Annotated in this window: 19 protein-coding genes; 5 read left to right on the forward strand and 14 right to left on the reverse strand. The window is 37.7% G+C overall.

The window, feature by feature from the left end; translation table 11 throughout:
* From KAS42_00875 to KAS42_00905, 7 genes are all read right to left on the reverse strand, one after another.
* On the reverse strand, window positions 1–1,335 hold a 1,335-nt coding region (locus KAS42_00875), incomplete at its 3' end, for an alginate export family protein (GenBank protein ID MCK4904784.1).
* 435 nt (window positions 1,336–1,770) lie between these two features.
* Window positions 1,771–2,340 carry a 3-isopropylmalate dehydratase small subunit gene (locus KAS42_00880; protein MCK4904785.1) on the reverse strand — a complete coding sequence of 190 codons (570 nt, stop codon included), beginning with the start codon at window positions 2,338–2,340 and terminating at the stop codon, window positions 1,771–1,773.
* A 192-nt stretch (window positions 2,341–2,532) separates the two neighbouring features.
* Window positions 2,533–3,843, reverse strand: a complete 1,311-nt coding sequence (gene leuC / locus KAS42_00885) for a 3-isopropylmalate dehydratase large subunit (protein MCK4904786.1) — start codon at window positions 3,841–3,843, stop codon at window positions 2,533–2,535.
* 124 nt (window positions 3,844–3,967) lie between these two features.
* Window positions 3,968–4,879 (reverse strand): NAD(+)/NADH kinase, encoded by a 912-nt coding sequence (locus tag KAS42_00890; GenBank protein ID MCK4904787.1) that lies wholly within the window; start codon window positions 4,877–4,879, stop codon window positions 3,968–3,970.
* 219 nt (window positions 4,880–5,098) lie between these two features.
* Window positions 5,099–5,686, reverse strand: a complete 588-nt coding sequence (gene gmk / locus KAS42_00895) for a guanylate kinase (GenBank protein ID MCK4904788.1) — start codon at window positions 5,684–5,686, stop codon at window positions 5,099–5,101.
* A gap of 158 nt (window positions 5,687–5,844) precedes the next feature.
* Window positions 5,845–6,711, reverse strand: a complete 867-nt coding sequence (locus KAS42_00900) for a YicC family protein (GenBank protein ID MCK4904789.1) — start codon at window positions 6,709–6,711, stop codon at window positions 5,845–5,847.
* 119 nt (window positions 6,712–6,830) lie between these two features.
* The gene (locus tag KAS42_00905; protein MCK4904790.1) at window positions 6,831–7,625 is read right to left on the reverse strand and encodes an electron transfer flavoprotein subunit beta/FixA family protein; all 795 of its coding nucleotides are present in this window, start codon (window positions 7,623–7,625) and stop codon (window positions 6,831–6,833) included.
* A 115-nt stretch (window positions 7,626–7,740) separates the two neighbouring features.
* Here KAS42_00905 and KAS42_00910 point away from each other — a divergent pair, with 115 nt between their 5' ends.
* The gene (locus tag KAS42_00910) at window positions 7,741–7,941 is read left to right on the forward strand and encodes a hypothetical protein (GenBank protein ID MCK4904791.1); all 201 of its coding nucleotides are present in this window, start codon (window positions 7,741–7,743) and stop codon (window positions 7,939–7,941) included.
* A 197-nt stretch (window positions 7,942–8,138) separates the two neighbouring features.
* On the opposite strand, the gene KAS42_00915 is transcribed toward KAS42_00910, so the two are convergent.
* The 4 genes from KAS42_00915 to acpP form a co-directional block, all read right to left on the reverse strand.
* Window positions 8,139–8,315 carry a hypothetical protein gene (locus KAS42_00915; protein ID MCK4904792.1) on the reverse strand — a complete coding sequence of 59 codons (177 nt, stop codon included), beginning with the start codon at window positions 8,313–8,315 and terminating at the stop codon, window positions 8,139–8,141.
* A 379-nt stretch (window positions 8,316–8,694) separates the two neighbouring features.
* On the reverse strand, window positions 8,695–9,834 hold the full coding sequence (locus tag KAS42_00920) for an acyl-CoA dehydrogenase family protein (protein ID MCK4904793.1): 1,140 nt from the start codon (window positions 9,832–9,834) through the stop codon (window positions 8,695–8,697).
* Window positions 9,835–9,968: 134 nt separating this feature from the next.
* The gene (gene fabF / locus KAS42_00925) at window positions 9,969–11,213 is read right to left on the reverse strand and encodes a beta-ketoacyl-ACP synthase II (protein MCK4904794.1); all 1,245 of its coding nucleotides are present in this window, start codon (window positions 11,211–11,213) and stop codon (window positions 9,969–9,971) included.
* Between the two features lie 146 nt (window positions 11,214–11,359).
* The gene (gene acpP, locus KAS42_00930; GenBank protein ID MCK4904795.1) at window positions 11,360–11,596 is read right to left on the reverse strand and encodes an acyl carrier protein; all 237 of its coding nucleotides are present in this window, start codon (window positions 11,594–11,596) and stop codon (window positions 11,360–11,362) included.
* A 146-nt stretch (window positions 11,597–11,742) separates the two neighbouring features.
* On the opposite strand from acpP, the gene amrS reads away from it, so the two are divergent.
* The 4 genes from amrS (at window position 11,743) to rpoN (ending at window position 16,823) form a co-directional block, all read left to right on the forward strand.
* Window positions 11,743–12,750 carry an AmmeMemoRadiSam system radical SAM enzyme gene (amrS, locus tag KAS42_00935; protein ID MCK4904796.1) on the forward strand — a complete coding sequence of 336 codons (1,008 nt, stop codon included), beginning with the start codon at window positions 11,743–11,745 and terminating at the stop codon, window positions 12,748–12,750.
* A gap of 64 nt (window positions 12,751–12,814) precedes the next feature.
* The gene (locus KAS42_00940; protein ID MCK4904797.1) at window positions 12,815–14,143 is read left to right on the forward strand and encodes a glutamine synthetase; all 1,329 of its coding nucleotides are present in this window, start codon (window positions 12,815–12,817) and stop codon (window positions 14,141–14,143) included.
* 86 nt (window positions 14,144–14,229) lie between these two features.
* Entirely contained in the window at window positions 14,230–14,961 is a 732-nt protein-coding gene (locus KAS42_00945) for an NAD+ synthase (protein ID MCK4904798.1), read from the forward strand.
* A gap of 413 nt (window positions 14,962–15,374) precedes the next feature.
* Window positions 15,375–16,823 carry an RNA polymerase factor sigma-54 gene (gene rpoN, locus KAS42_00950; protein ID MCK4904799.1) on the forward strand — a complete coding sequence of 483 codons (1,449 nt, stop codon included), beginning with the start codon at window positions 15,375–15,377 and terminating at the stop codon, window positions 16,821–16,823.
* A gap of 52 nt (window positions 16,824–16,875) precedes the next feature.
* Here the strand turns inward: rpoN and KAS42_00955 are convergent, their stop codons facing one another.
* The 3 genes from KAS42_00955 to KAS42_00965 all read right to left on the reverse strand — a co-directional run bounded on the left by KAS42_00955 (window position 16,876) and on the right by KAS42_00965 (window position 21,807).
* Window positions 16,876–19,647, reverse strand: coding sequence for an FG-GAP repeat protein (locus tag KAS42_00955; protein ID MCK4904800.1), 2,772 nt, complete (start codon window positions 19,645–19,647; stop codon window positions 16,876–16,878).
* A gap of 65 nt (window positions 19,648–19,712) precedes the next feature.
* Entirely contained in the window at window positions 19,713–20,807 is a 1,095-nt protein-coding gene (locus KAS42_00960; GenBank protein MCK4904801.1) for a hypothetical protein, read from the reverse strand.
* A gap of 1 nt (window position 20,808) precedes the next feature.
* On the reverse strand, window positions 20,809–21,807 hold the full coding sequence (locus KAS42_00965) for a PHP domain-containing protein (protein ID MCK4904802.1): 999 nt from the start codon (window positions 21,805–21,807) through the stop codon (window positions 20,809–20,811).
* Between the last annotated feature and the right edge of the window lie 30 nt (window positions 21,808–21,837).

Here is a 21,837-nt window from a genome sequence, read left to right on the forward strand (position 1 = left end):
TCCGAATGTGACATCTTCGCTGTAATTATAATTAAAAGTTACGTCATATTCAGAACCTATATATTGATTCTGGTCATCTGCATCGCCAGTCCATGCCCATATAGGCTGAGATGCACTTAAGCTGTAATAAGTAAGATCAAGTGTTGTATTTTCAGTAGGATTGACTCCTGCTGAAAGCTTCCAAATACTGGCATTTGTCATTGAAGTATCACCAGTTCCCTGCCAATACTGCTGTGAATAGATGACTTCGGCAATCTGACCATATGTCTCATCCTCGCAAAGAGGATTGAACTGTTCGATTGCATCGCTATCATCATTGTCACCGCTCATGAATATGTAACCTAAACCAAGATACGGAGCATAGACATTATCAAAGGTATATTCACCTTCGACATAGCCACCCCATGCATTTAGGTTTTCGATGTCACCGGTGGCAGCAGTCACTGGTTGCATACCAGGTTCAACTGTTCCCCATTCTTTTACTATCTCACCTTTTAAAGCTAAGGTGCCGACATTAATCTGAGGAATCGTTCCTTCACCTCGGAGACTCAAAGCCCATGTCTGATTTTCGCCATCAGAAGCTACAACAATATTGGACCGAGCATAGAACAATCCGAGATCCCACAAACCATACATTCCGCCGTCATAGTTCCAGTTAAGTCCATAGAGATCCACATCGGAATCTACAGGTTGTACACCATTACTCCAAGGAGCAACAGGTGCAGCAACTGCAACTGGAGCGACAGCAGCACCTTCGATTATCTTGGCAACGAACAGGTCTATCTGATGCGGTTCATAGTCCCATACTGCCTTAATAGCTTCGAATGCTTTGCGATTATCATACTGATAAACAGTACCAAGAGAATCTATGGTACCAGGACGAACTCCATCACCTACTAAGAATCCTTCGCCATAGAGCAGTTCTTGTTTACCAATTGTTAGACTGAACGGATAACCATATATGTCGTTTAGTGTTATGTAAGCGAGGTCTAATTCTATGTCGTCGTTGTTTACCATGTTACCCCAATCTTGCACATAAATTAAACGAACATAGGCTTCCACATTATCTGTCAAAGAAGCATCCACATATAAGCGAACAGTCTGAGATAGATAATCGTGTACAGTACCGTCTGCTGCTCCACCAAATCCATTGTTGTCATAGACGGTAACATTGTTAAACTCTATTTCATTGACAATATCGTAAGCGCTTTGATAGATACCTTTAACTTCGATGTCTCCGCCTACTTGTACGTTTTGTACTGCAGCTGTGGCACTAAAAGAAAAACTTAATACCAAAGCCAAAGCACACACTGCTGTTAATAACTTATGTTTCATCTTTTTTTCTCTCCTTCCCTTCGTTACTAAAGAGAGCTTGAACTCTCTCGACATAACGTCGAGAATTGTTTCCCTTCTTCTGATCTATTTTTCCCTCTGACCTAATGTCAGAGAGCTTTCTATCTATCCTTCACCCCTTACGGCATCCTTAGCGGCTAATGTTACTCTTTCACCTCCTTTCTTGCCTGAATTTAAGGCACCAGGGATGTTAAAACGCACTTTTTATCCCCGAAACAAAAACGGGGTTTTCAAATAGCGTTGTGCAAATATAACATATACTTAATCCGAGTGTCAAGAGGAAAAGTATCTTTTTCGGAGAAAATCTTTCAGTTGTCATTGCGAGCGAACATAGTGAGCGTGGCAATCTAAAATGAGATTGCTTCACTTCGTTCGCAATGACACGAAATGACATAAGATTCACTAATCATTTACAATTCAACAGCTACCATTTTTCAAGTACCACTTCATCAACCCACCAGCTTCTATTATTTCTTGTAAAAGCGGAGGAAATGCTGATACCCGAAAGGTTTTATTTTGAGTTATGTTTTTAATTTCCCCTTTGGATAAATCGGCTTCCAAAACATCATCGGGATTTATGCTTTTATAAATTTCGTCTGATATAAGAATCGGAAGTCCCACATTTACACAATTCCTATAAAATATTCTGGCAAATGACTGCGCAATAACCAAAGCCACTCCGCACCCCTGAATAGCCAAAGGCGCATGCTCTCTAGAAGAACCACACCCGAAATTCCTGCCTGCAACAATAATATCGCCTGCCTTTGCCCCGTTAGAAGTAAGTTCCGACCTATTGTTGGAACTGCCATCCGACACATCGGTTGGACTTCTAATGGGGTGTATTTTTGTCGCAAAAGACGAGTCTATTCCGTCCATACAGTGTTTGCCCAATTCTTTTATATCCGTCGTAACAAGATATGGCGCAGGAATAATCTCATCAGTATTTATATTATTTCCGAATTTATGAATCTTTCCTTTTATTATCATAGTAGTCAGTGTTCAGTGACCAGTGGTCAGTTTAGATGAAATACCTCTTAACATTTTCCTTAACTCTACAATCTTTGAATTAATTTCGTTCAAATCCTAAACATCCCGACATAACGTCGGGACCAAACAATAGTTTAGACAATTTGAATTTCTGTCATTCGTATTTGTTTCGTGCTTCGAATTTTAAAATACTCATTTTACACTCATCACTTCTTCAGGATGCGTTATTTTTCCTTTAACCGCAGAAGCGGCAGCAACAGCAGGAGAGGCTAAATAAACTTCGCTTTGGCTATCCCCCATCCTACCTACAAAATTGCGGTTTGTCGTAGCAAGACATTTCTCGCCTTTTGCCAAAACCCCCATATGTCCGCCAATACAAGGACCACAAGTCGGAGGAGAAACAACCGCTCCGGCATTGATGAATATCTCTAAAAGACCTTCTTTTAAGGCTTTAAGATATATTTTTTGTGTAGCAGGTATAATAATAGTTCTTGTATATGGATGAACTTTTTTACCTTTTAAAATTTCAGCTGCAATTCTCAAATCCTCTAACCGTCCATTTGTGCATGAGCCGATAACAACCTGGTCAAGCTCAATATTACCAGCTTGCGAAACCGATTTGGTATTGGACGGAAGATGAGGAAATGCAACTTGCGGTTCTATTTCTGACACATCATATTCCTTTATATCCACATATTTGGCGTCTTTATCGCTCTTATGCAACTGCATTTCGGATTTCGGATTTCGCCCGTCCGCCGTTGTAGTAGTGGAGGAGATTTCGGATTTAATACTTTTTAGGTATTCAAGAGTAATTTCATCGGGAGCAATTATTCCGCTTTTTCCGCCGGCTTCAATTGCCATATTACACATAGTAAGGCGCGCATCAATCGAAAGTTTCCTTATAGCTTCTCCTTCAAACTCCATAGCTTTATAGTCGGCGCCGTCAACACCTATCTCCCCGATTGTATAAAGTATCAAGTCTTTTGATGTTACCCAATTGTTTAATTTTCCGTTATAAATAAATTTTATACTTTCAGGAACTTTCAGCCAAACTTTGCCTGAAAGCATTGCAAAAGCTAAATCCGTGCTCCCCACTCCTGTTGCAAACGCCCCTAATGCACCGTAACTGCAAGTATGAGAATCGGCTCCGATAATAAGTCGTCCGGGCATAATAAAGCCCTCTTCGGGCAAAAGCGCGTGTTCAATTCCGCCGCAACCCAATTCGAAGAAATTTTTTACATTAAATTTTTGAGCAAAATTTTTCAACTTTAAGCACTGATTTGCTGATTCCTTATCTTTGTTAGGAGTAAAATGGTCAGCAACCAATACAACTTTTTCGGGATGAGGAAGTGCTTCTTTACCTAACTTCTCTATCTCTTGGATAGCCAATGGCGCGGTTATATCGTTGCCAAGCGCAATATCAACATCGGCAAGTATAAACTGTCCGGGTTTTACTTCCTTCTGTCCGGAATGAAAAGCTAATATTTTTTCGGTTATAGTCATATTTTCAAAATTAAATTCCCAATACCCAATTTCCAATTTCTAATGAGATAAACATCTAATTTAGGAATTTGACATTGGATATTTCATTGGGAATTAGATATTAGAAATTAGGAATTATTTATTATTATTTTGCCACGGAATATCCGCTCCATTTTAACTTTTTCCTTAAAAGTTCATAAAAACTTTTTTCTTTGAATTTTACAAGTGAAATATTAAACGGCGCTGATTCTATCTCAATTTCGCCGCCTTTTTCAAGTCTGCCTCCCGGTTGACCGTCAACTGTATAATCAACAGGATTTTTCGTCAATATTTTTACTTTTATTTTACTTTGCTTTGGAACAACAATAGGCCTATGCGAAAGAGTATGGGGACATATTGGAACAACCAAAATACAGTCCAGGGAAGGATAAATTATCGGCCCTCCGGAAGAAAGAGAATGCGCTGTAGAACCGGTTGAAGTAGATACAATTAATCCATCAGATGCAAATGTGGTCAGATAATTCCCGTCAATAAAAGTTTGCAATTCAACAATTCTCGTAGAAGAACCTTTTGAAAGAACAACATCGTTAAGAGCAACTAATCTTGCCCTGAATCGAGCTTGCTCTCCCGCTCCGACGATATCGGGGGGTTCAGGGTTTTTAGCGTTTTTCGATGCTTTAATAATTAGCATACTTCTTTCTTCAATAGAATACTTTCCCTGAAACAAAAGCGTTAAGGCTTTATTTAAATCTTTATAAGTTATTTTTGTAAGGAATCCCAGACCGCCCATATTTACGCCAAGTATCGGGATGTTAGCGTCCTGGACAATTCTTGCCGATTTAAGCAGTGTACCGTCCCCGCCCAGACTTATTAAAACTTGAGCATTTTTTCTTATTTTTGCTTCATCCGCTCTTAAATCTTTTCTTTTTATATGCTCCGCAGCTTCTTTAAGAAGAAAAATTACAACATTTTTCTTCTCCATTTCTTTGACGAGTTTTAGCACTACACCCGAAACTTTTTCTTTAGCCAAATTGGCAATTATAGCTATTTTTTTCATTTATCTATCTACAAAAGTAAGTATTAAGAAATATAATCGAAATACATGGAAGTAAAACTTTGATATAAGTCGAAATACTTGGAAATATGTTGATATATATTGCCTGTCTACCACGTATTTCTATTCATTTCCATCATATATCCATTGTATATCTACCCTGCCCGCTTCGCAAGCAGGCGGGCGTATTTTTATGTATCTCTATTTATTTCCAATTTATATTTACAGTATTTCTTTTTTTTCTTTTTCCGTTTCTATTATGGATAAAACTTCATTAACCGCATTTTCAATTTTATCATTTAGAATATGATAGTTATAATCTTTTGCCTGCTTCTGTTCCCAGTCGGAAATCTCCATTCTTTTCGCGATTGATTCTTCAGTTTCCGTACCTCTTTTTATAAGCCGTTTTTTTAATTCTTCAACAGAAGACACGCGGAAGAAAAAGGAAATGCTATCAGGGTGTTTTTTCTTTATGCGTTTTGCCCCTTTTACATCAATTGTCAAAATAACATCTTTACCACAAGATAATTTTTCCTGAACAAACTTGTATGATGTCCCATAGAATGCATCATGAACTTTTTCCCATTCCAAAAACTTACCTTCTTTTACCATCTTTTCAAAGTCATCTTCGCTGATAAAAAAATAGTCTTTGCCTTGCTGTTCTGCCTGTCGTGGTAAACGAGTAGTATAAGAAACCGAAAGTGTTAAATTTGGGTCTTTCCTGACGATTTCCTTGGCAATAGTAGTCTTTCCTGCCCCCGAAGCCGATGAGAAAACAATCAATATCCCACTTTTTTGTTCTTTAGTCATAGGTAAAAGTTTGCCGAGCAAGCTCGACCACTACATCTTTTTTAATTTGTAATAATCTGTGTAATCTTATCGTTAAAATCAGTGCCCCGAGAAATCCGGAGGATTTCCGAGATTAAGTACCCGCAATTCTTTTTGAATTGCAGGGCATAATCATCCTTTTATTCAACATTTCTGATTTGCTCTCTTATTTTGTCCAATTCCGTCTTAACATGAATCACTTTTGAAGAAATGGGCGCATTGCATATTTTGGAACCCATAGTGTTTATTTCTCTAAGCATTTCTTGCGATATGAAATCCATCCTTTTACCGGAACTAACTTTTTTATTTATTTCCTCGACAAACATTTTCAAATGAGAATAAACTCTTATCATTTCTTCCGTGATATCTACTTTTCCCGCCTGAATCATAACTTCCTGCGCTATCTTTTCCTTCAGTCCGTTATTTTTATGATTAGAAATCCTATTCTCTAATTTACCCTTATATTGTTTAAGAATTGACGGAAGTTCCTTTTTAATTTCTTTAACGGCTTTTGCAATAGCATTTATGCGTTTTTTAATATCCCTATGAAGTTCAGCTCCTTCTTTCTTTCTTACTTTAGTCAACCCATCCAATGTAATATTTATGTTTTTTTTCAAAAACGACCATAAATTTTTATTTAAAAATGTCTTTTTATAAATAAGCACATCAGGCAACCGCATCAATAAAGACAAACCTACTTCCTGTTTCAAACCCAGTTTTCTTTTAACTTCTTCTAGACTTTTATGATAATTCTTTAAGAGCGCGGTATTTACACGAAAACTTTTTTCTTCTCCTCCATGTTCCCATTCTAAATGGAAATTAACTTGACCTCTTGCTATTTTATTTCTTATAAGCCTCTGTATGTCGACTTCTCCGCTTCTAAGTTCATCCGGCAGATGAGTACTTATTTCAAGAAAGCGGTGATTGAAACTACTTAAGACAAACGTGAAATCCCCCCATTTTGACGGGACCTTTCGCGTTGCAGAACCGGTCATAGAAATGAACATTTTTCACCTCATTATTTAAAATAATTGAATAGAAATATAACCGAAACACAGAGAAATACATTGCTTTTTCACAACGTATTTCTATATATTTCCACAGTATATCTATTGTATTTCCTTTTTCATATAATCCTATCTTCTCTTAATTTTTCGACTAATTTGTTCGCTTTTTCATCTGCAGAAACGCCTTCAATCATTTCTCCCTTCCCTCTTTGAGGCGGAGAAAATATTTTTATAACTTGAGTAGCAGAGCCATTTAACCCTGTTTCTTCATCTGACATCCCCAAATCGTCTTTACCCCACCCTATAATTTCGGCTTTCTTCGCTTTAAGGATTCCTCTTATCGAAGCAAAACGCGGCTCATTTATATCCTTTGTAACCGTGATTACGCAAGGCATTAAAGCTTCAACTTCTTCATAAGCGTCTTCTACCGTCCTTCTTCCTTTTATTTTTTTATCTTCTATATCCAATTTACTGACATAAGTAATTTGTGGAAGCGACAATGCCTCTGCGACTTCGGGACCTACTTGCGCAGTATCTCCGTCAATCGCCTGTTTACCGAAAATAACCAAATCGAACCCGCCTATTTTTTCAATAGCTTTCGCTAACGTTTTGGCAGTGGCCCAAGTGTCCGAGCCCGCAAAAGCCATATCAGTAAGAAGTATCGCCTCATCCGCGCCCATTGCCAAAGCAGTCCTGAGAGCTTCTTCTGCCTGCGGAGGCCCCATTGTAACAATAGTTACCTTGCCACCATGTTTTTCTTTTATACGAATTGCTTCTTCTATTGCATTTACATCAAACGGATTTATGACTGCTGGGATTTTATTCCTTTCAAGAGTATTAGTTTCGGGATTTATTGTTACTTCCTGAATATGTTCACTGTCAGGAACCTGTTTTATACAGACAATTGTGTTCATAGTGGAGATATTATATCAAAAAAGTTGATATGTAAAATTCTTTTTTATCTGGTTAGAACCTGTAATTAAAAAAACGCTTCATCAAATATTAGTTTTGATATAATTTCGCATTACTATGAATAAAAACGGCAGGTCCCTCCCATTAAAAGTTAGCGTGCAAGTAAGACAAAGTTTAAGGAATTCATTTATAGAAGGGACATTCTGTTCTGTTTTTGTGGGTTTTACAGAACAATATATCACTCCGTTTGCCTTAGTACTAAAAACCACAAACGCTCAAATAGGTATACTTGCTGTCGGGACAGGCATGCCGATATAGTCGGGAATATGAGAGTTATAAGATTTACATCTTTGTTCGTCCCCATAGTCCCGATTATGTGGCTTTTTTCGCATAATGTGATTTATCTGATTTTAACACAGTTGTTTTCCTGTTTTATCTGGGCAAGGATATAACTTGTCGGTATTTAATTTCATATATGATGCGGTTATGCCTGAAAAAAGAACAAGATACGTATCTTATCCTAATGTCATTAACGGTTCAGCCGTTTGTATCGGGGCTCTGTTAGGCGGTTTTCTGGCAAAAACTCTTCCGCCAATTATCGCGGTATAATCTTTTAACATTATTCCTGATTGTTCTGGAATATAAACCCACCCTTCTAAATCAGATTGAAGATGAATACGAATTTTTCCCAATAGTTCTCCACCATCTGGAAAGTTAAAATCTGTACTGGCACCTGCTCCAAGTACCAAAACAGTTAGTCTCTTGTATCATCTCTTACAATCCCATATTTCTCTAAAAACCCTCATTTTTCATCATAAATTGCTATTTTTTGCATAAAAACGAGTGTTTTCTGTCAAAAATCCGAATATTTTGCTTAAATATTGATTGCGTCTTTACTTATAAATTTATCAAAATTCACGCTTTTCGATTAAAAATTGTTAGTTTTTGCTAAAAAATGCTCGAAAACAGTAGTTTTTTGCGTAAAATGCTATATTTTGTGATTTTTCTTGAATTGGGATTTGGGTATTGTTTAGAAATTAGATATTGGGAATTGGAAATTTTCATTCCTCCCTATTTTCCCTTGAGTATATAATTAGCAATGATGTTCCGCTGGATTTGTGATGTGCCTTCGATGATTTCAAAAAGTTTTGCCTCACGCATAAGCCGTTCTACGGCGTAATCCTTCATATAGCCCGAGCCGCCGAATACCTGAACCGATTTGACTGCTGTATTCATTGCGACTTCGGAAGCATAGAGTTTACCCATTGAAGCAACTTTTTCAAACGGCTTGCCGTTATCTTTAAGCCAGGCGGCTTCATATAGAAGAAGTTTAGCCGCTTCGATTTCAGTAGCCATATCAGCTAATATGTGCTGAACTGCCTGGAAGGATGATATTGGTTTATTAAACTGGATTCTTTCTTTAGAATACTGGAGTGCTTTTTCGTATGCGGATTCTGCAACGCCCAATGCACCTATGCCCACTCCGATTCTACCTACATCAAAGGTTTCCATCGCAACTCTAAAACCTCTACCCTCCTGAGTAAGAATATTGGCTTTAGGAACTCTGCAATCGTCTAATACTAATTCCACATTTGATAGACCTGCAAATCCCATTTTGTCAAAATGTTGTCCTACGGAAAAGCCTTTAGTACCTTTTTCTACTATAAAAGCTGTAAAGCCTCTTGCGCCTTTATTAGGTCTGGTAGTAGCGATGACTATGAATGTGGAAGCTTCTCCGCCATTTGTTATGAATATTTTTCTGCCGTTTAGGATGTATGAATCGCCGTCTTCTTTTGCTATTGTTTTAACATTTCCCGCATCCGAACCAGCTTCAGGTTCTGTAAGCGCAAAAGCGCCTACCCCGTCTTTTGCGAGAGGAACAAGATATTTCTTTTTTTGTTCTTCAGTGCCAAATGTCATAAGAGGATATACACATAAAAGATTTGCCCCGAAAGAAAGCCCCGTGGTTCCGCAGGCTTTGGATATTTCTTCGGCTATCAATGACCATGTCATAAAGTCCATCCCCAAACCGCCGTATGCTTCAGGTATAACCAAACCCAATAAATCCATATCCGATAAAAGTTTGAGATTTTCTTTAGGGAATTTTCCTTCTCTTTCAACCTCTTCGGCTCTTGGCGCAATTTTTTCTTTGCAAACTTTTTTTACTTCTGCAAGCATTAATTCTTGTTCTTCGGTTAAACTAAAATCCATTGGTTTCCCCCCTTTTAAATGTAAAATGCAAAAATTAAATATTAAAGTTGCATATTAAAATTTTAAAAATTTTTCTGATTTTGATTTTTGATTTGTCATTTTGCACTTTGCATTTTGATTTTTGAATTGTATTATCATCCTTCGAATTTCCTTACCGCCAAACAAGCATTATGTCCGCCGAAACCAAAAGAACTTGAAATTGCAACTTTTACTTCTTTTTCTCTTGCTTTGTTGGGAACATAATCTAAATCACATTCAGGGTCTGGGTTTTTATAATTGATAGTGGGATGAATAACATTATTTTCTATTGTTTTCACACAAGCGATAAGCTCAACAGCTCCCCCCGCCCCTAACATGTGTCCGGTCATTGATTTAGTAGAAGAAATGGGGATTTTATAAGCATCTTGGCCGAAAAGTTTTTTGATTGCAAGTGTTTCTATTTTATCGTTGTATTGCGTAGAAGTTCCGTGCGCATTTATATAATCCACCTCGGATAAATTTATTTTAGCGTTTTCAAGCGCTTTAGCCATAACCAATTTTGCGCCTTCGCCTTCGGGGTCAGGAGCCGTTATATGATAAGCATCCGCAGTCATTCCAAAACCAACAAGTTCAGCATATATACGAGCACCTCGTTTTTGGGCATGTTCTAAACTTTCAAGAATTAATGTTCCACTACCATCAGCCATAACAAAACCGTCTCTGTCTTTATCAAAAGGGCGGGATGCTTCCTGCGGCGAATCATTGCGTGTTGATAACGCTTTCATTTGACCAAAACCAGACAAACCCAAGGTTGTTATAGCGGCGTCATTACCGCCGGTAATCATAATATCTGATTCCCCGCGCTGGATTGCTCTAAAAGATATTCCAATAGCGTGAGAAGCGGAAGCACAAGCCGTTGCAATAGACATATTAGGGCCTTTGAATCCAAAATTAATTGCTATTAACCCAGGCGCTTCGTCAGCAATAAGCATAGGAATAAGAAACGGCGAAACCCTTGAAGGTCCTTTCTCTAAAAGAATGGAATGCTGGTCTTCTATAACTTGCAACCCACCAATTCCCGAACCCAAAATCACACCAGCTCTTTCTTTGTCTATTTTTTCTAAATCAATATCTGCATCTTCAACCGCCATATAAGACGAAACTATTGCATACTGCGCAAATTTATCTAAACGCCTTGCATTTTTGGCGTCTATATAAGCGCTTGGGTCAAAGTCTTTCACTTCGCCTGCAATTTGGGAAGTATAAGAGGAAACGTCAAAATAGGTTATTTTTCGTATTCCGCTTTTACCTTCCAGAAGTGAAGCCCAAAATTCTTTGACATTGTTGCCAATAGGCGTAACACATCCCATTCCCGTAATAACTACACGTTTTGGTTGCATATTTTTAGGATCCAGTTTATCAGGATATCAGGAAGAGGTTATCGGGATATCAGGGCATCAGACAAGGATAAAAACACCTGACATCCTGATTTCCTGATATTCTACCTACTGATGCTCCGATATCCTGATATCCTTTTATAGAATTGTTATTTATTATGGTTATTTACGTAGGTTATAGCCTCTCCTACACTGCGAATTTTTTCCGCTTCTTCGTCGGGAATTTCGATGTTAAATGATTCTTCCAACGCCATTACCAATTCCACCGTATCTAGAGAATCGGCTCCCAAATCATCAATGAAAGAAGCGTTTTCGGTTACTTGTTCTTTTTTAACTCCTAATTGTTCAACAATTATGTCTTTTACTTTCTGTTCAATGTCTGACATTCTATCCTCCCTTTTTTAGAATTTAAAAAGAAACTACATTGAATTATATCAGAATTTTTTATTTGCTTACAATATATTATTTAAAACCTATGCCCGGAATTGTTAAATAATTTCATGTTTTTTGCAAAATTGCTATACTGTATGGCATGAAAGAAGCTTGGTTTTATAATGCAACGGAGAATAAAAATGTAACATGTTTTTTATGTCCGCATAACTGCCAAATCAAGCCAGGGGAAAGAGGACAATGCAATGTAAGGGAAAATATCAACGGGAAACTTTATTCACTCGTATATGGGAAAATTATTGCCGAACATATAGACCCAATCGAAAAAAAACCGATTTACCACATATTGCCCGGTTCTTCGTCATACTCAATAGGGACTGTCGGCTGTAATCTTTCCTGCCGCAACTGCCAAAACTGGCAAATATCACAATTAGATAAAAAATCTCCTATTCGAGGAAAAAACACCACTCCCGAAGAAATCGTAAAAAATGCTATTAAAAGTAATTGCAAATCCATTGCTTACACCTATACTGAGCCGACAATTTTTTATGAATTCGCTTATGATTGCGCAGTCCTTGCGCACTTGGAAGGTTTAAAAAATATTTTTGTCACGAACGGTCATATAAACAGCGAACCTTTGGAAAAAATAGCTCCTTTTTTAGATGCGTGTAATGTTGATTTAAAATCTTTCAAAGAAAAAACTTATAAAAAAATCTGCGGGGGGAAATTAGAGCCGGTAAAAAACAGTATAAAACTGATGAAAAAATTAGGAATTTGGGTTGAAATTACGACTTTGATTATTCCAAAAGTAAACGATTCTTTCGAAGAAATCGCCGATATAGCCGATTTTATAAAAGACATTGGAGAAGAAACCCCTTGGCATATATCAGCTTTTTATCCAAATTATCTTATGACGGATATTGCACATACTTCGGTATCTTCCTTAAAAAAAGCCAGACAAATAGGTATGGATAAAGGATTAAAATATGTATATACAGGGAATATCTCGATAGATGAAAACGAAAACACTTACTGCTATAACTGTAAAAATTTACTGATCCAAAGGCAAGGCTTTTCAGTAATTAAAAATATCGTCAAAAACAAAAAATGCCCAAACTGCAATGTAAAAATAGACGGTTTTTTAGAATAATTGTTTTCAAAGTTCAAAAATCTGTATAATCATATATAATATAAAGATTACCACGGGAGGAAAAATGGATAAAAGACAGGAAATTTTAAAATTAGCAAAAAAGGAAAAGATAAGATTCATAAGATTATGGTTTACCGATATATTGGGATTTTTAAAGAGTTTTGCCATTACCATAGATGAACTGGAAGAAGCTTTATATGAAGGCAAGGGTTTTGACGGCTCTTCAGTAGAAGGATTTGCAAGAATAGACGAAAGCGATATGGTCGCTTTACCTGACCCAGACACTTTTGTAATCCTTCCATGGGGACCGTCCAGCGATATAAAAGTCGCAAGAATGTTCTGCGACATTAAAAACCCCGACGGTTCGGCTTATGACGGAGACCCGCGTTATGTCCTAAAACGAATATTAAAAAAGGTCAAAGACATGGGATACACTTTTTATGTGGGACCGGAACTTGAATATTTCTATTTCAAGAATTCGCAACCAAAAGCAGAGCCAATTGATTTCGGAGGATATTTCGACCTGACTCCAATGGACATAGCAAGCGATTTAAGAAAAAAAACAGTAATAGCGTTGCAATCAATGGGCATACCCGTTGAATATTCCCATCACGAAGTAGCACCTTCTCAACATGAAATAGATTTAAGATACAGAGACGCATTAACAATGGCTGACACAGTTATGACTTATCGACTCGTAGTAAAAGAGATAGCATTGCAAAATGGAGTTTACGCCACTTTCATGCCCAAACCAATTTTCGGGGAAAACGGTAGTGGAATGCACATTAATATGTCGCTGTTCAAAGGCAAAAAAAATGTATTCTTTGATAAAAATGACAAGTTACATCTTTCAAAAATCGCAAGGGATTTCATTGCCGGGTTGATGAAGCACGCGCAGGAAGTAACCTCTATAACCAATCAATGGGTAAATTCTTATAAAAGATTAGTTCCGGGATACGAAGCGCCGATTTATATATCATGGGCTCAAAAAAACCGTTCTGATTTAATCAGGATACCAATGTATAAACCCGGCAGAGAAAAATCGACAAGAGTAGAATACCGCGCGCCCGACCCCGCTTGTAATCCTTATCTTGCGTTTTCTATAATGTTAGCTGCGGGACTTGAAGGTATGGAAAAAGGATATAAACTCAAAACTCCGATAGAAAGAAATGTATACGAAATAGGCAAAGAAGAAAGGAAAAAGTTAGGCATAGACACCCTACCCGGCGACTTATACGAAGCTGTTTTGCTTACAAGCAAAAGCAAACTTGTAAAAGAAACTCTGGGAGACCATGTTTTCAATAAATTCCTGGAAAACAAAAAGATAGAATGGAATAATTACAGAGCCCAAGTTACTTCCTATGAAATGGATAGATACTATTCCATATTATAAATTTAAAAATTAAAATGCAAAATTAAAAATTTTAAATTTTGATATGTCATTTTGCTATTTGATTTTTACATTTTAATATTTACACCATGCAAGAACTAATTGAACAAATAAGTATTTGGATTAAAGAAGAAATAAAAAAAGCAGGGAAAGATGGAGTGGTTTTGGGACTTTCAGGCGGATTGGATTCCACAATAACCGCATTTTTATGTAAACAAGCGCTGGGACAAGAAAAAGTTCTGGGAATACTAATGCCATGCCATCCTAATCCGAATGTTTCGGAAGACACCAAGTTGTCCGTTGAATTTTTAAAAATCCCCACTAAATATATAGACCTTACTCCTGCATATGATATGTTTTTATCTATTCTTCCTGAGGGAAACAAAACATCGCACTCCAACTTAAAAGTCCGCCTTCGTATGGCTACGCTCTATTATTTTGCAAATAAGTTTAATTATCTTGTTGCTGGAACAAGCAACAAATCGGAATATAATGTCGGATATTTTACAAAATACGGAGATGGAGCAGTTGACCTTATGCCTATAGCAGATATATACAAAACAGAATTGTTCAAATTAGCAGAATATATAAATGTACCCAAAAAAATAATCGACAAGCCTCCGTCCGCAGACCTATGGGAAGGACAAACCGACGAAAAAGAACTTGGTATAACTTATGAAAAACTGGACAATGCGCTAAAAAATCTTTTAGAAAATAAAAAACCTGCAAATAGTACGCAAGAAGAATTAGTTGAAAAAATGATAAAAGAATCTGTGCACAAAAAAATACTCCCACCAATATTTAAAAGAAAAAATAATTAGTCCCTTCTGCCGTTCCCCCCTCCCTTTCTCTGTCATTCCTGCAGGTAGTAAGCAGGAATCCATTCTTTCGTCATAAAATAGATTCCCGATAAAAACATTCGGGAATGACACACTTCATCATAAATAGATTTATCCCCAAGTGTTTCTATTGGGGATAAAAACCCCCGATTCCTGCATGTAGCAAGCGGGAATCCATTCTTGTAAGCTGTCATTCCTGCATGTAGTAAGCAGGAATCCAATGATGATTTTTTTCGTAGATACTATTTTAGATTCCCGCCTATGCGGGAATGACAAGTGGAGTGTCTGCTATTACAATTTCCCCTGGTTGAGTTCGGATTGCCAATTATTGGTTGTTATAGTTATAATAATAGGTAGAGAGTAAATTATATTATCCGTTTTAAATCATTAACATTATGGAAATACAACAAAAACTCCAACAAAGACTGCAACAAAGACTTATCATGACGCCTCAACTTAGGCAAGCTATGCACATTCTGCAACTTCCGATACTTGAACTAAAAGCTTTGATGCAGGAAGAGTTAATAAATAATCCTTTGCTCCAAGAACAATTAGACGAAGAAAAAGACAAAAATGAAACAGAAGAAACATCACAAGAAAAAAACGAAGAAACAAAAGAATTAGACAGCAAATGGGATGAATATCTACAAATAACAAAATCGCCCAAAAAATATACGCAAGAAGAAAGAGAAAGAAGAAACTATATCGAAAGTTCTATAACCAAGCCCATATCTTTACAACACCATCTGGCTCAACAACTAAAAGAAACCGACTTAAAAAACCTAGATAAAGAAATTGCGGAAACCATTATCGCAAACATAGATGATGACGGGTATTTAAAAGCCGACATAAACGAAATAGCGCACATTCTTGATACCAATAAAGAAAAAATAGAAAAAATTCTTTTGATAATTCAGGGTTTTGATCCTGTCGGAGTCGCCGCAAGGAACCTGCAGGAATGTCTTCTATTGCAATTAAGAGATGAAAAAACGCCTGCCTACCCTGACCAGCAAAAAACAGGGAGGAATGACGCTTTATTAGAAAAAATAATCAATGAACATATAGACGATTTGGCAAACAAGAGATATCATAAAATTACATCTTCTTTAAAAATATCGGATGAAGAGTTAAGGAATAAAATACATATCATAGAAAAATTAGAACCCAAACCCGGCAGACAATATGCTTCTACCGAATTTAATTTTATAGTCCCCGACGTTATCGTTAAAAAAGTAGGTAATGATTACAAAATTATTGTCAACGAAAAGGAACTACCTATTTTAAAAATAACTCCGTCATATAAAAAACTCTTGCAAGAAAGCAAAAAAACCGACAAGACAACAAAATACATAAAAGAAAAACTAACCAGCGCAGAGTGGTTACTAAAGAACATTCGACACCGGCAGGATACGATTTACAGGGTTACATCTTATATTGTCCAAAGACAAAGAGAATTTTTAGACAAAGGAGCCGGACATTTAAAGGTTTTGACATTAAAAGACGTTGCTGAAGCAACAGTTTTACACTCTTCAACCATAAGTAGAGTAACATCCACAAAATACATAGAAACACCGCGGGGAATATTTAAACTTAGATATTTCTTTTCAGGCGGGTTAGCCAAAACAAGCGATTTACTTGAGGATGAAACAGAAATAACAGCATCAAGAAACGTAAAAAATTTAATAAAAACACTTTTTGAAAAGGAATCCCACCTTCACCCGTTATCCGACCAGAAAATGACAGACTTTCTCAATAAACAAGGATATAAAATCGCGCGTCGTACAGTAGCTAAATACAGGGAGCAACTGGGAATCCTGCCTTCCAAGATGAGAAGAACGCTGTGAGGTCAGAAAACAGTATTCAGTGGTCAGTGTACAGTGTTCAGAAAAAAATTAACTACTCAACTGCTTTTTGGGATAGCCAGATTAAAGGATTTAATACGCTTCTTACTGCTTTCTTTAATACTGGATGCTCTTTTATAAATAGAGCCGCACGCGGAGACACTTTATAGTAAGTGGCTACGAAACCTTCACCAACAGGATTAGTAAGCAGGTAGCTGTCTCTGAACCTGCTCAAAACTCTAACCTCAGAAGCCAGCGGAGTTCCAAAAGTTGCTGTTGCTATGAAACAATAATCTTTTACTTCATCGTCATCTCCTCCTTCTTCTCCGATTACGGTCAGGATTACAGTATTGGATGTTGAAGATAGACCTGTGGAGTCGGTAGCTGTAAAAACTACTGTTTCTGTTCCTGACCACCAAACCGGTTGGGAGAAAGAGACATTATTGTCAGCATCAATTGATACGTTTATATATGGATTGTCTAAAGTTGAAGCTGTATATGTTACTGTCTGGTTTCTGGCGGGGATGGTTGAGTTGTTGGGGTCAATAAAATAGTCATCAAGGTCAAAAGAATTATTATTGGAACTGGCTTTAGACCAGGATTGAGGAGATATATAGTCATTATTGGAAGAATAGATGTAGGCAGAGCCGGCATCGGAAAGAGCATAACGAGCCCCCACCAAGACATCGTCTTTGCCATCTCCGTCTATGTCTGAGATGGAAGAGACTGAGTAGCCGAAACTATCATTGGGCGCTATACCGTCGTATTGTTTGATAAGCTCACCAGTGTTGGAAGAGTAGATGTAAGCAGATCCTGCACCAAAAAGGCCGCCAGGGTCAGTGACATAAGCTCCGACTAAAACATCGTCCTTGCCATCTCCGTCTATGTCTGAGATGGAAGAGACGGAGCGGCCGAAACTATCATTGGACGCTATACCATCGTATTGTTTGATAAGCTCACCAGTGTTGGAAGAGTAGATGTAGGCAGAGCCGGCATAACGAGCCCCCACCAAGACATCGTCTTTGCCATCTCCGTCTATGTCTGAGATGGAAGAGACTGAGTAGCCAAAATTATCATTGATAACTCCGCCATCGTATTGTTTGATAAGGCTGCCCGTGTCGGAAGAGTAGATGTAGGCAGATCCGGCGTTGTAAAGACCACCGGGGTCAGTGCTATAAGCTCCGACTAAAACATCGTCCTTGCCATCTCCATCTATGTCTGAAATAGAAGAGACGGAATAGCCGAAATAATCACCTGCTGCTACGCCATCATATTGCTTAATAAGGCTGCCCGTGTTGGAAGAATAGATGTAGGCAGAGCCGGCACTAGAAAGACCGCCTGGGTCAGCCCCATAAGCTCCGACTAAAACATCGTCTTTGCCATCTCCGTCTATGTCTGAAATAGAAGAGACGGACCAGCCGAAACTATCACCTGCTGCTACGCCATCATATTGCTTAATAAGGCTACCTGTGTTGGAAGAGTAGATGTAGGCAGAGCCGGCATTAACAAGACCGCCGGGGGCAGTGCTACAAGCTCCGACTAAAACATCGTCTTTACCATCTCCGTCTATGTCTGAAATAGAAGAGACGGACCAGCCGAAACTATCACCTGCTGCTACGCCATCATATTGCTTAATAAGCCATTTGCCAAAAGTTGGCGCGCTTTCAGGGTCAATCGGGTTTAGATTGCTGTCAACCTCATACTTATCGTTCCAACCATCATCGTCAGTGTCTGCGTCATAGGGGTTGGTGTAATAGGTGAATAGTTCAGCATAGTCAGTTAATCCGTCCTCGTCATAATCAGTATTGCCATCTTGGCTTATTCCCAAAGTATCAATATTATCAGGTAAATTGATGATTATAAATGAGGATCTATCAGGAAAAGAAATTATTACTGGGGAGCTAACCGAAAATTTTATTCCAAAATTATAGATGGCGTTTCCGAAAATAGATTGAGGTTCAGCGAAGGTTTGTTTCCCAGCATAAAGATCATGATTTACCACTTTATTGGGAGAGTCAGCAGTGTTTATGGTAAAGCATTCATCAGTAGTAGGGCTATAAACGCCTGTTTTATCATAACCCAGTATCCCTTGGCTATCGGAAGTTATCCACCAAATATGGTAATAAATATTTGATATCTGGTTTGCCTGAGTATAAGTTCCGTTTTCATCAAAATAGAATTGGATCCAATTGTTGCAATTTCTATTTTCGTTAGAAGTTGGAGCTGTTCTGGAAAAAGTGCCAACATCATTTCCAGAAAGTATACTCCCCCCACCTTGATAATGCGTTTTGATATCGTCTCTCAAATAATATATTCCATCAATATTGGTTTCAGAATGGGAATCGAAGATTTGGAAATAGACTGTATCTGTGGGCCCGTTTAAAGCTGTGTTAGCGGCATTTTTAGTGGTTACTATAACCTGGTAATTGTCTGCGGCGGTAGAAGTGTTAATAATATCTCCCAAGACAATGGTTTTAGCTCCGCCAATGGAAGAAGTCCCAAGACCGTCTCTGGTGATTGTTATTGTCTGGGTAGCTACGGTCAAACTTTGTCCTGCGTCAAAACCCGTCCAAGAAATAAAAGAAGCGCCGGATACATCAAAACCTGCAGGGAATTGAATGGTTATCTTTCCATTATTGGGAATTGTGCCTGATGTATTAAAAGCAATAGTATAACTTGTGGAGTTGTCTGCTGTTACGTCAGATGGAGTAGCGGTAATTTGAACGAGGTTGCTGGCCGCCTGCGCTTGGTTCCCAAATCCTATTATCCCCGCAAGAAAAAACAAAATAACGATGATAATTTTATTTTTCTTATTTTTTTTATTCATAATTTCTCCTCTTTTTTACATTTTTGACGTCATATTTTACAACAAAACATAAAAAAATGCAGGTTCTAATTTTTTCTCAAATAAGGCGCGAACAGTTCTTTGTATAACTTTTCGGCATTTGACTGCGAACCTTGCATTGGTGGAAAACCTGAATATTTTTTTGCCTCTTCCACGTCTCTTAGAATATCAAGAGAGTACTGGCTTTTTGAATAAAACCATCCTTTTTCCATATAATATTGCGACAGATAAACCTGTTCAGTCTGTCCCGAGGTCGGTATAAAAAGGCATTTTGTCTTTCCTAATTCAGCTATTTCCATCATTGTCGTGTAACCTGAACGGCTTATTATGAATTTTGCGCGGTTCATAAGAACACTCATTTCTTCGCGTCCCGCATGAGATTTAACGGTAGTAAATTCAGGCATCTTATATTCAAAATCTTCGGCAGGTCTGCCTAAAAGCACCATTTTCTTGCCTGGGAGTTTTTGTACCTGTTTCATCATCACTTCCTCAAGTATCGTCCTCTGTGGTTCCGGACCTGAAATACTTATTAAAAAATCTATATCTTCGGCTACATCTATCTTCCTTATACTTGAAAGTATCCCTGCATAATATATTCGCTCTTGAGTTGCTTTTCTTGTATTTAGTGAAAGAGTCCCGCTCAATGATACCGTATCGGGACTATTGTCGGGAACAATAACCCTTGTGAAGTTTTTATGGAAATGGCTGTTGAAACTTTGCGCCCACTGTTCCGCAAATGATAAAACTTTAGGAGCGCTAAAGCGCAACTGATGAGAGATAAGAAAAGAAGGAACATCAGGAGAATATACGCCGAATCTATTATCACTTATTATTAAATCGTATTTATTTTCCTTAAAAAACTGCCGTGCTTTCTTTTCTTCAACACGGATGGCATGAATCATAATTGGAATATATGCGGTAAATTTTGCAATAAAGAAACGACTTTTTGTATACGGTGGAGGATAATCAGGGAAATAGATAAATCTACACTGCGGAAATTCTTTTTGTAAGAATACAAGAGAAGGACCGCTTGAAGCGATAGTTACTTTGTGGTTGTGTTTGAGAAGTTCTTTGATTATGGGAACATCTCTTGTGGCATGCCCCAAACCCCAAGACAGGGGAGACACAAAAACATGGGCCATTTTAAATTTTTTCTACAGTTCTAAGTTGCCTATTCATCTTGTAAACAAGGACATTTTGAAGTTCCAAATAACAGAATGCAGGAGCGCCCGATTTTGCAAGCGATGAAAAAAACCGTTCCGCAGCTTTTCTGACAAGCGGATAATCCTCAAATGCTCCCTGCAGAAACCAATTTATAAAATAATTCAGTGCGCGAATTTGCGTATGAACCACTTTTTCCAATCTAACTACATCCAAACTAAAAATAAGCTCAACCCAAGTAGAGATTTCATCCCTTAGCATTTTAGTTGTCAAATCTTTCGGGTTTAAATAAACTCTGCCCTCGGCAATATTCTGGAAATATTCCCTAAAAGTCTCACCTTTAGCAAAAGTGGAAGCCATACCGATATCACCAACGTGTGTATCAGTCGTGGCAATAATTCCTTTAGAATATTTTTCCGCAAGTTTCATTGCAAGTGCATTTTTCTGCCAAACTCTGTGCATATTATATTCGGTAACGGGGAACAACTGGAGCAGTTTATGGACAACCCTAAAATTGGGTTTTTCTCCGTGGTCATACCAATAAGGATGGTTGTAAACAAAAGGCAAATCTTTTTCCTTTAAATACGATACGAAAGCAAAAATATCCTTTTTGACTTTTGCTATTTCCATCAGTTCTTTAAATTGGACTTTATTTAATTCATATATGTTTACATGTATGGAATGCCCGACATTCTTCATATCCTTTATTTTTATTTCCACGCCCGGCACCAACCCCTCTTTATCCCAACCAATATGGTCATAGGCATCCATAGTATCGTGGTCGGTAAAAGTAATAAATTTCATGCCTTTTTGGCGAGCTTTTTCATAAAGCGTAAGGGGATCCAAGAATTTTGAAGGCAAAACATCGTGAGAATAATACGTGTGAACATGTAAATCCGTCTCATGCCACCCTTCGCTTAGGAGTTGGGGTATCTTGTCCTTAGATACAATTTTTGAATTATTAATCTTTAGCTTATTCATCAGCGTATATTATACCTCAATTAAGCGTAA

The sequence above is a fragment of the bacterium genome (assembly GCA_023135785.1).
GTDB lineage: Bacteria > CAIJMQ01 > CAIJMQ01 > CAIJMQ01 > CAIJMQ01 > CAZNJA01.

Bases quoted from the DNA above. Each gene is read 5' to 3' on its own strand.
- KAS42_00960 (MCK4904801.1), bottom strand. From the start codon at position 20,807: ATGGCCCATGTTTTTGTGTCTCCCCTGTCTTGGGGTTTGGGGCATGCC.
- KAS42_00900 (MCK4904789.1), bottom strand. From the start codon at position 6,711: ATGTTCATTTCTATGACCGGTTCTGCAACGCGAAAGGTCCCGTCAAAA.
- gmk (MCK4904788.1), bottom strand. From the start codon at position 5,686: ATGACTAAAGAACAAAAAAGTGGGATATTGATTGTTTTCTCATCGGCT.
- KAS42_00880 (MCK4904785.1), bottom strand. From the start codon at position 2,340: ATGATAATAAAAGGAAAGATTCATAAATTCGGAAATAATATAAATACT.
- KAS42_00905 (MCK4904790.1), bottom strand. From the start codon at position 7,625: ATGAACACAATTGTCTGTATAAAACAGGTTCCTGACAGTGAACATATT.
- rpoN (MCK4904799.1), top strand. From the start codon at position 15,375: ATGGAAATACAACAAAAACTCCAACAAAGACTGCAACAAAGACTTATC.
- KAS42_00920 (MCK4904793.1), bottom strand. From the start codon at position 9,834: ATGGATTTTAGTTTAACCGAAGAACAAGAATTAATGCTTGCAGAAGTA.
- KAS42_00890 (MCK4904787.1), bottom strand. From the start codon at position 4,879: ATGAAAAAAATAGCTATAATTGCCAATTTGGCTAAAGAAAAAGTTTCG.
- KAS42_00910 (MCK4904791.1), top strand. From the start codon at position 7,741: ATGAATAAAAACGGCAGGTCCCTCCCATTAAAAGTTAGCGTGCAAGTA.
- fabF (MCK4904794.1), bottom strand. From the start codon at position 11,213: ATGCAACCAAAACGTGTAGTTATTACGGGAATGGGATGTGTTACGCCT.
- KAS42_00945 (MCK4904798.1), top strand. From the start codon at position 14,230: ATGCAAGAACTAATTGAACAAATAAGTATTTGGATTAAAGAAGAAATA.
- acpP (MCK4904795.1), bottom strand. From the start codon at position 11,596: ATGTCAGACATTGAACAGAAAGTAAAAGACATAATTGTTGAACAATTA.
- KAS42_00965 (MCK4904802.1), bottom strand. From the start codon at position 21,807: ATGAATAAGCTAAAGATTAATAATTCAAAAATTGTATCTAAGGACAAG.
- KAS42_00955 (MCK4904800.1), bottom strand. From the start codon at position 19,647: ATGAATAAAAAAAATAAGAAAAATAAAATTATCATCGTTATTTTGTTT.
- leuC (MCK4904786.1), bottom strand. From the start codon at position 3,843: ATGACTATAACCGAAAAAATATTAGCTTTTCATTCCGGACAGAAGGAA.
- amrS (MCK4904796.1), top strand. From the start codon at position 11,743: ATGAAAGAAGCTTGGTTTTATAATGCAACGGAGAATAAAAATGTAACA.
- KAS42_00940 (MCK4904797.1), top strand. From the start codon at position 12,815: ATGGATAAAAGACAGGAAATTTTAAAATTAGCAAAAAAGGAAAAGATA.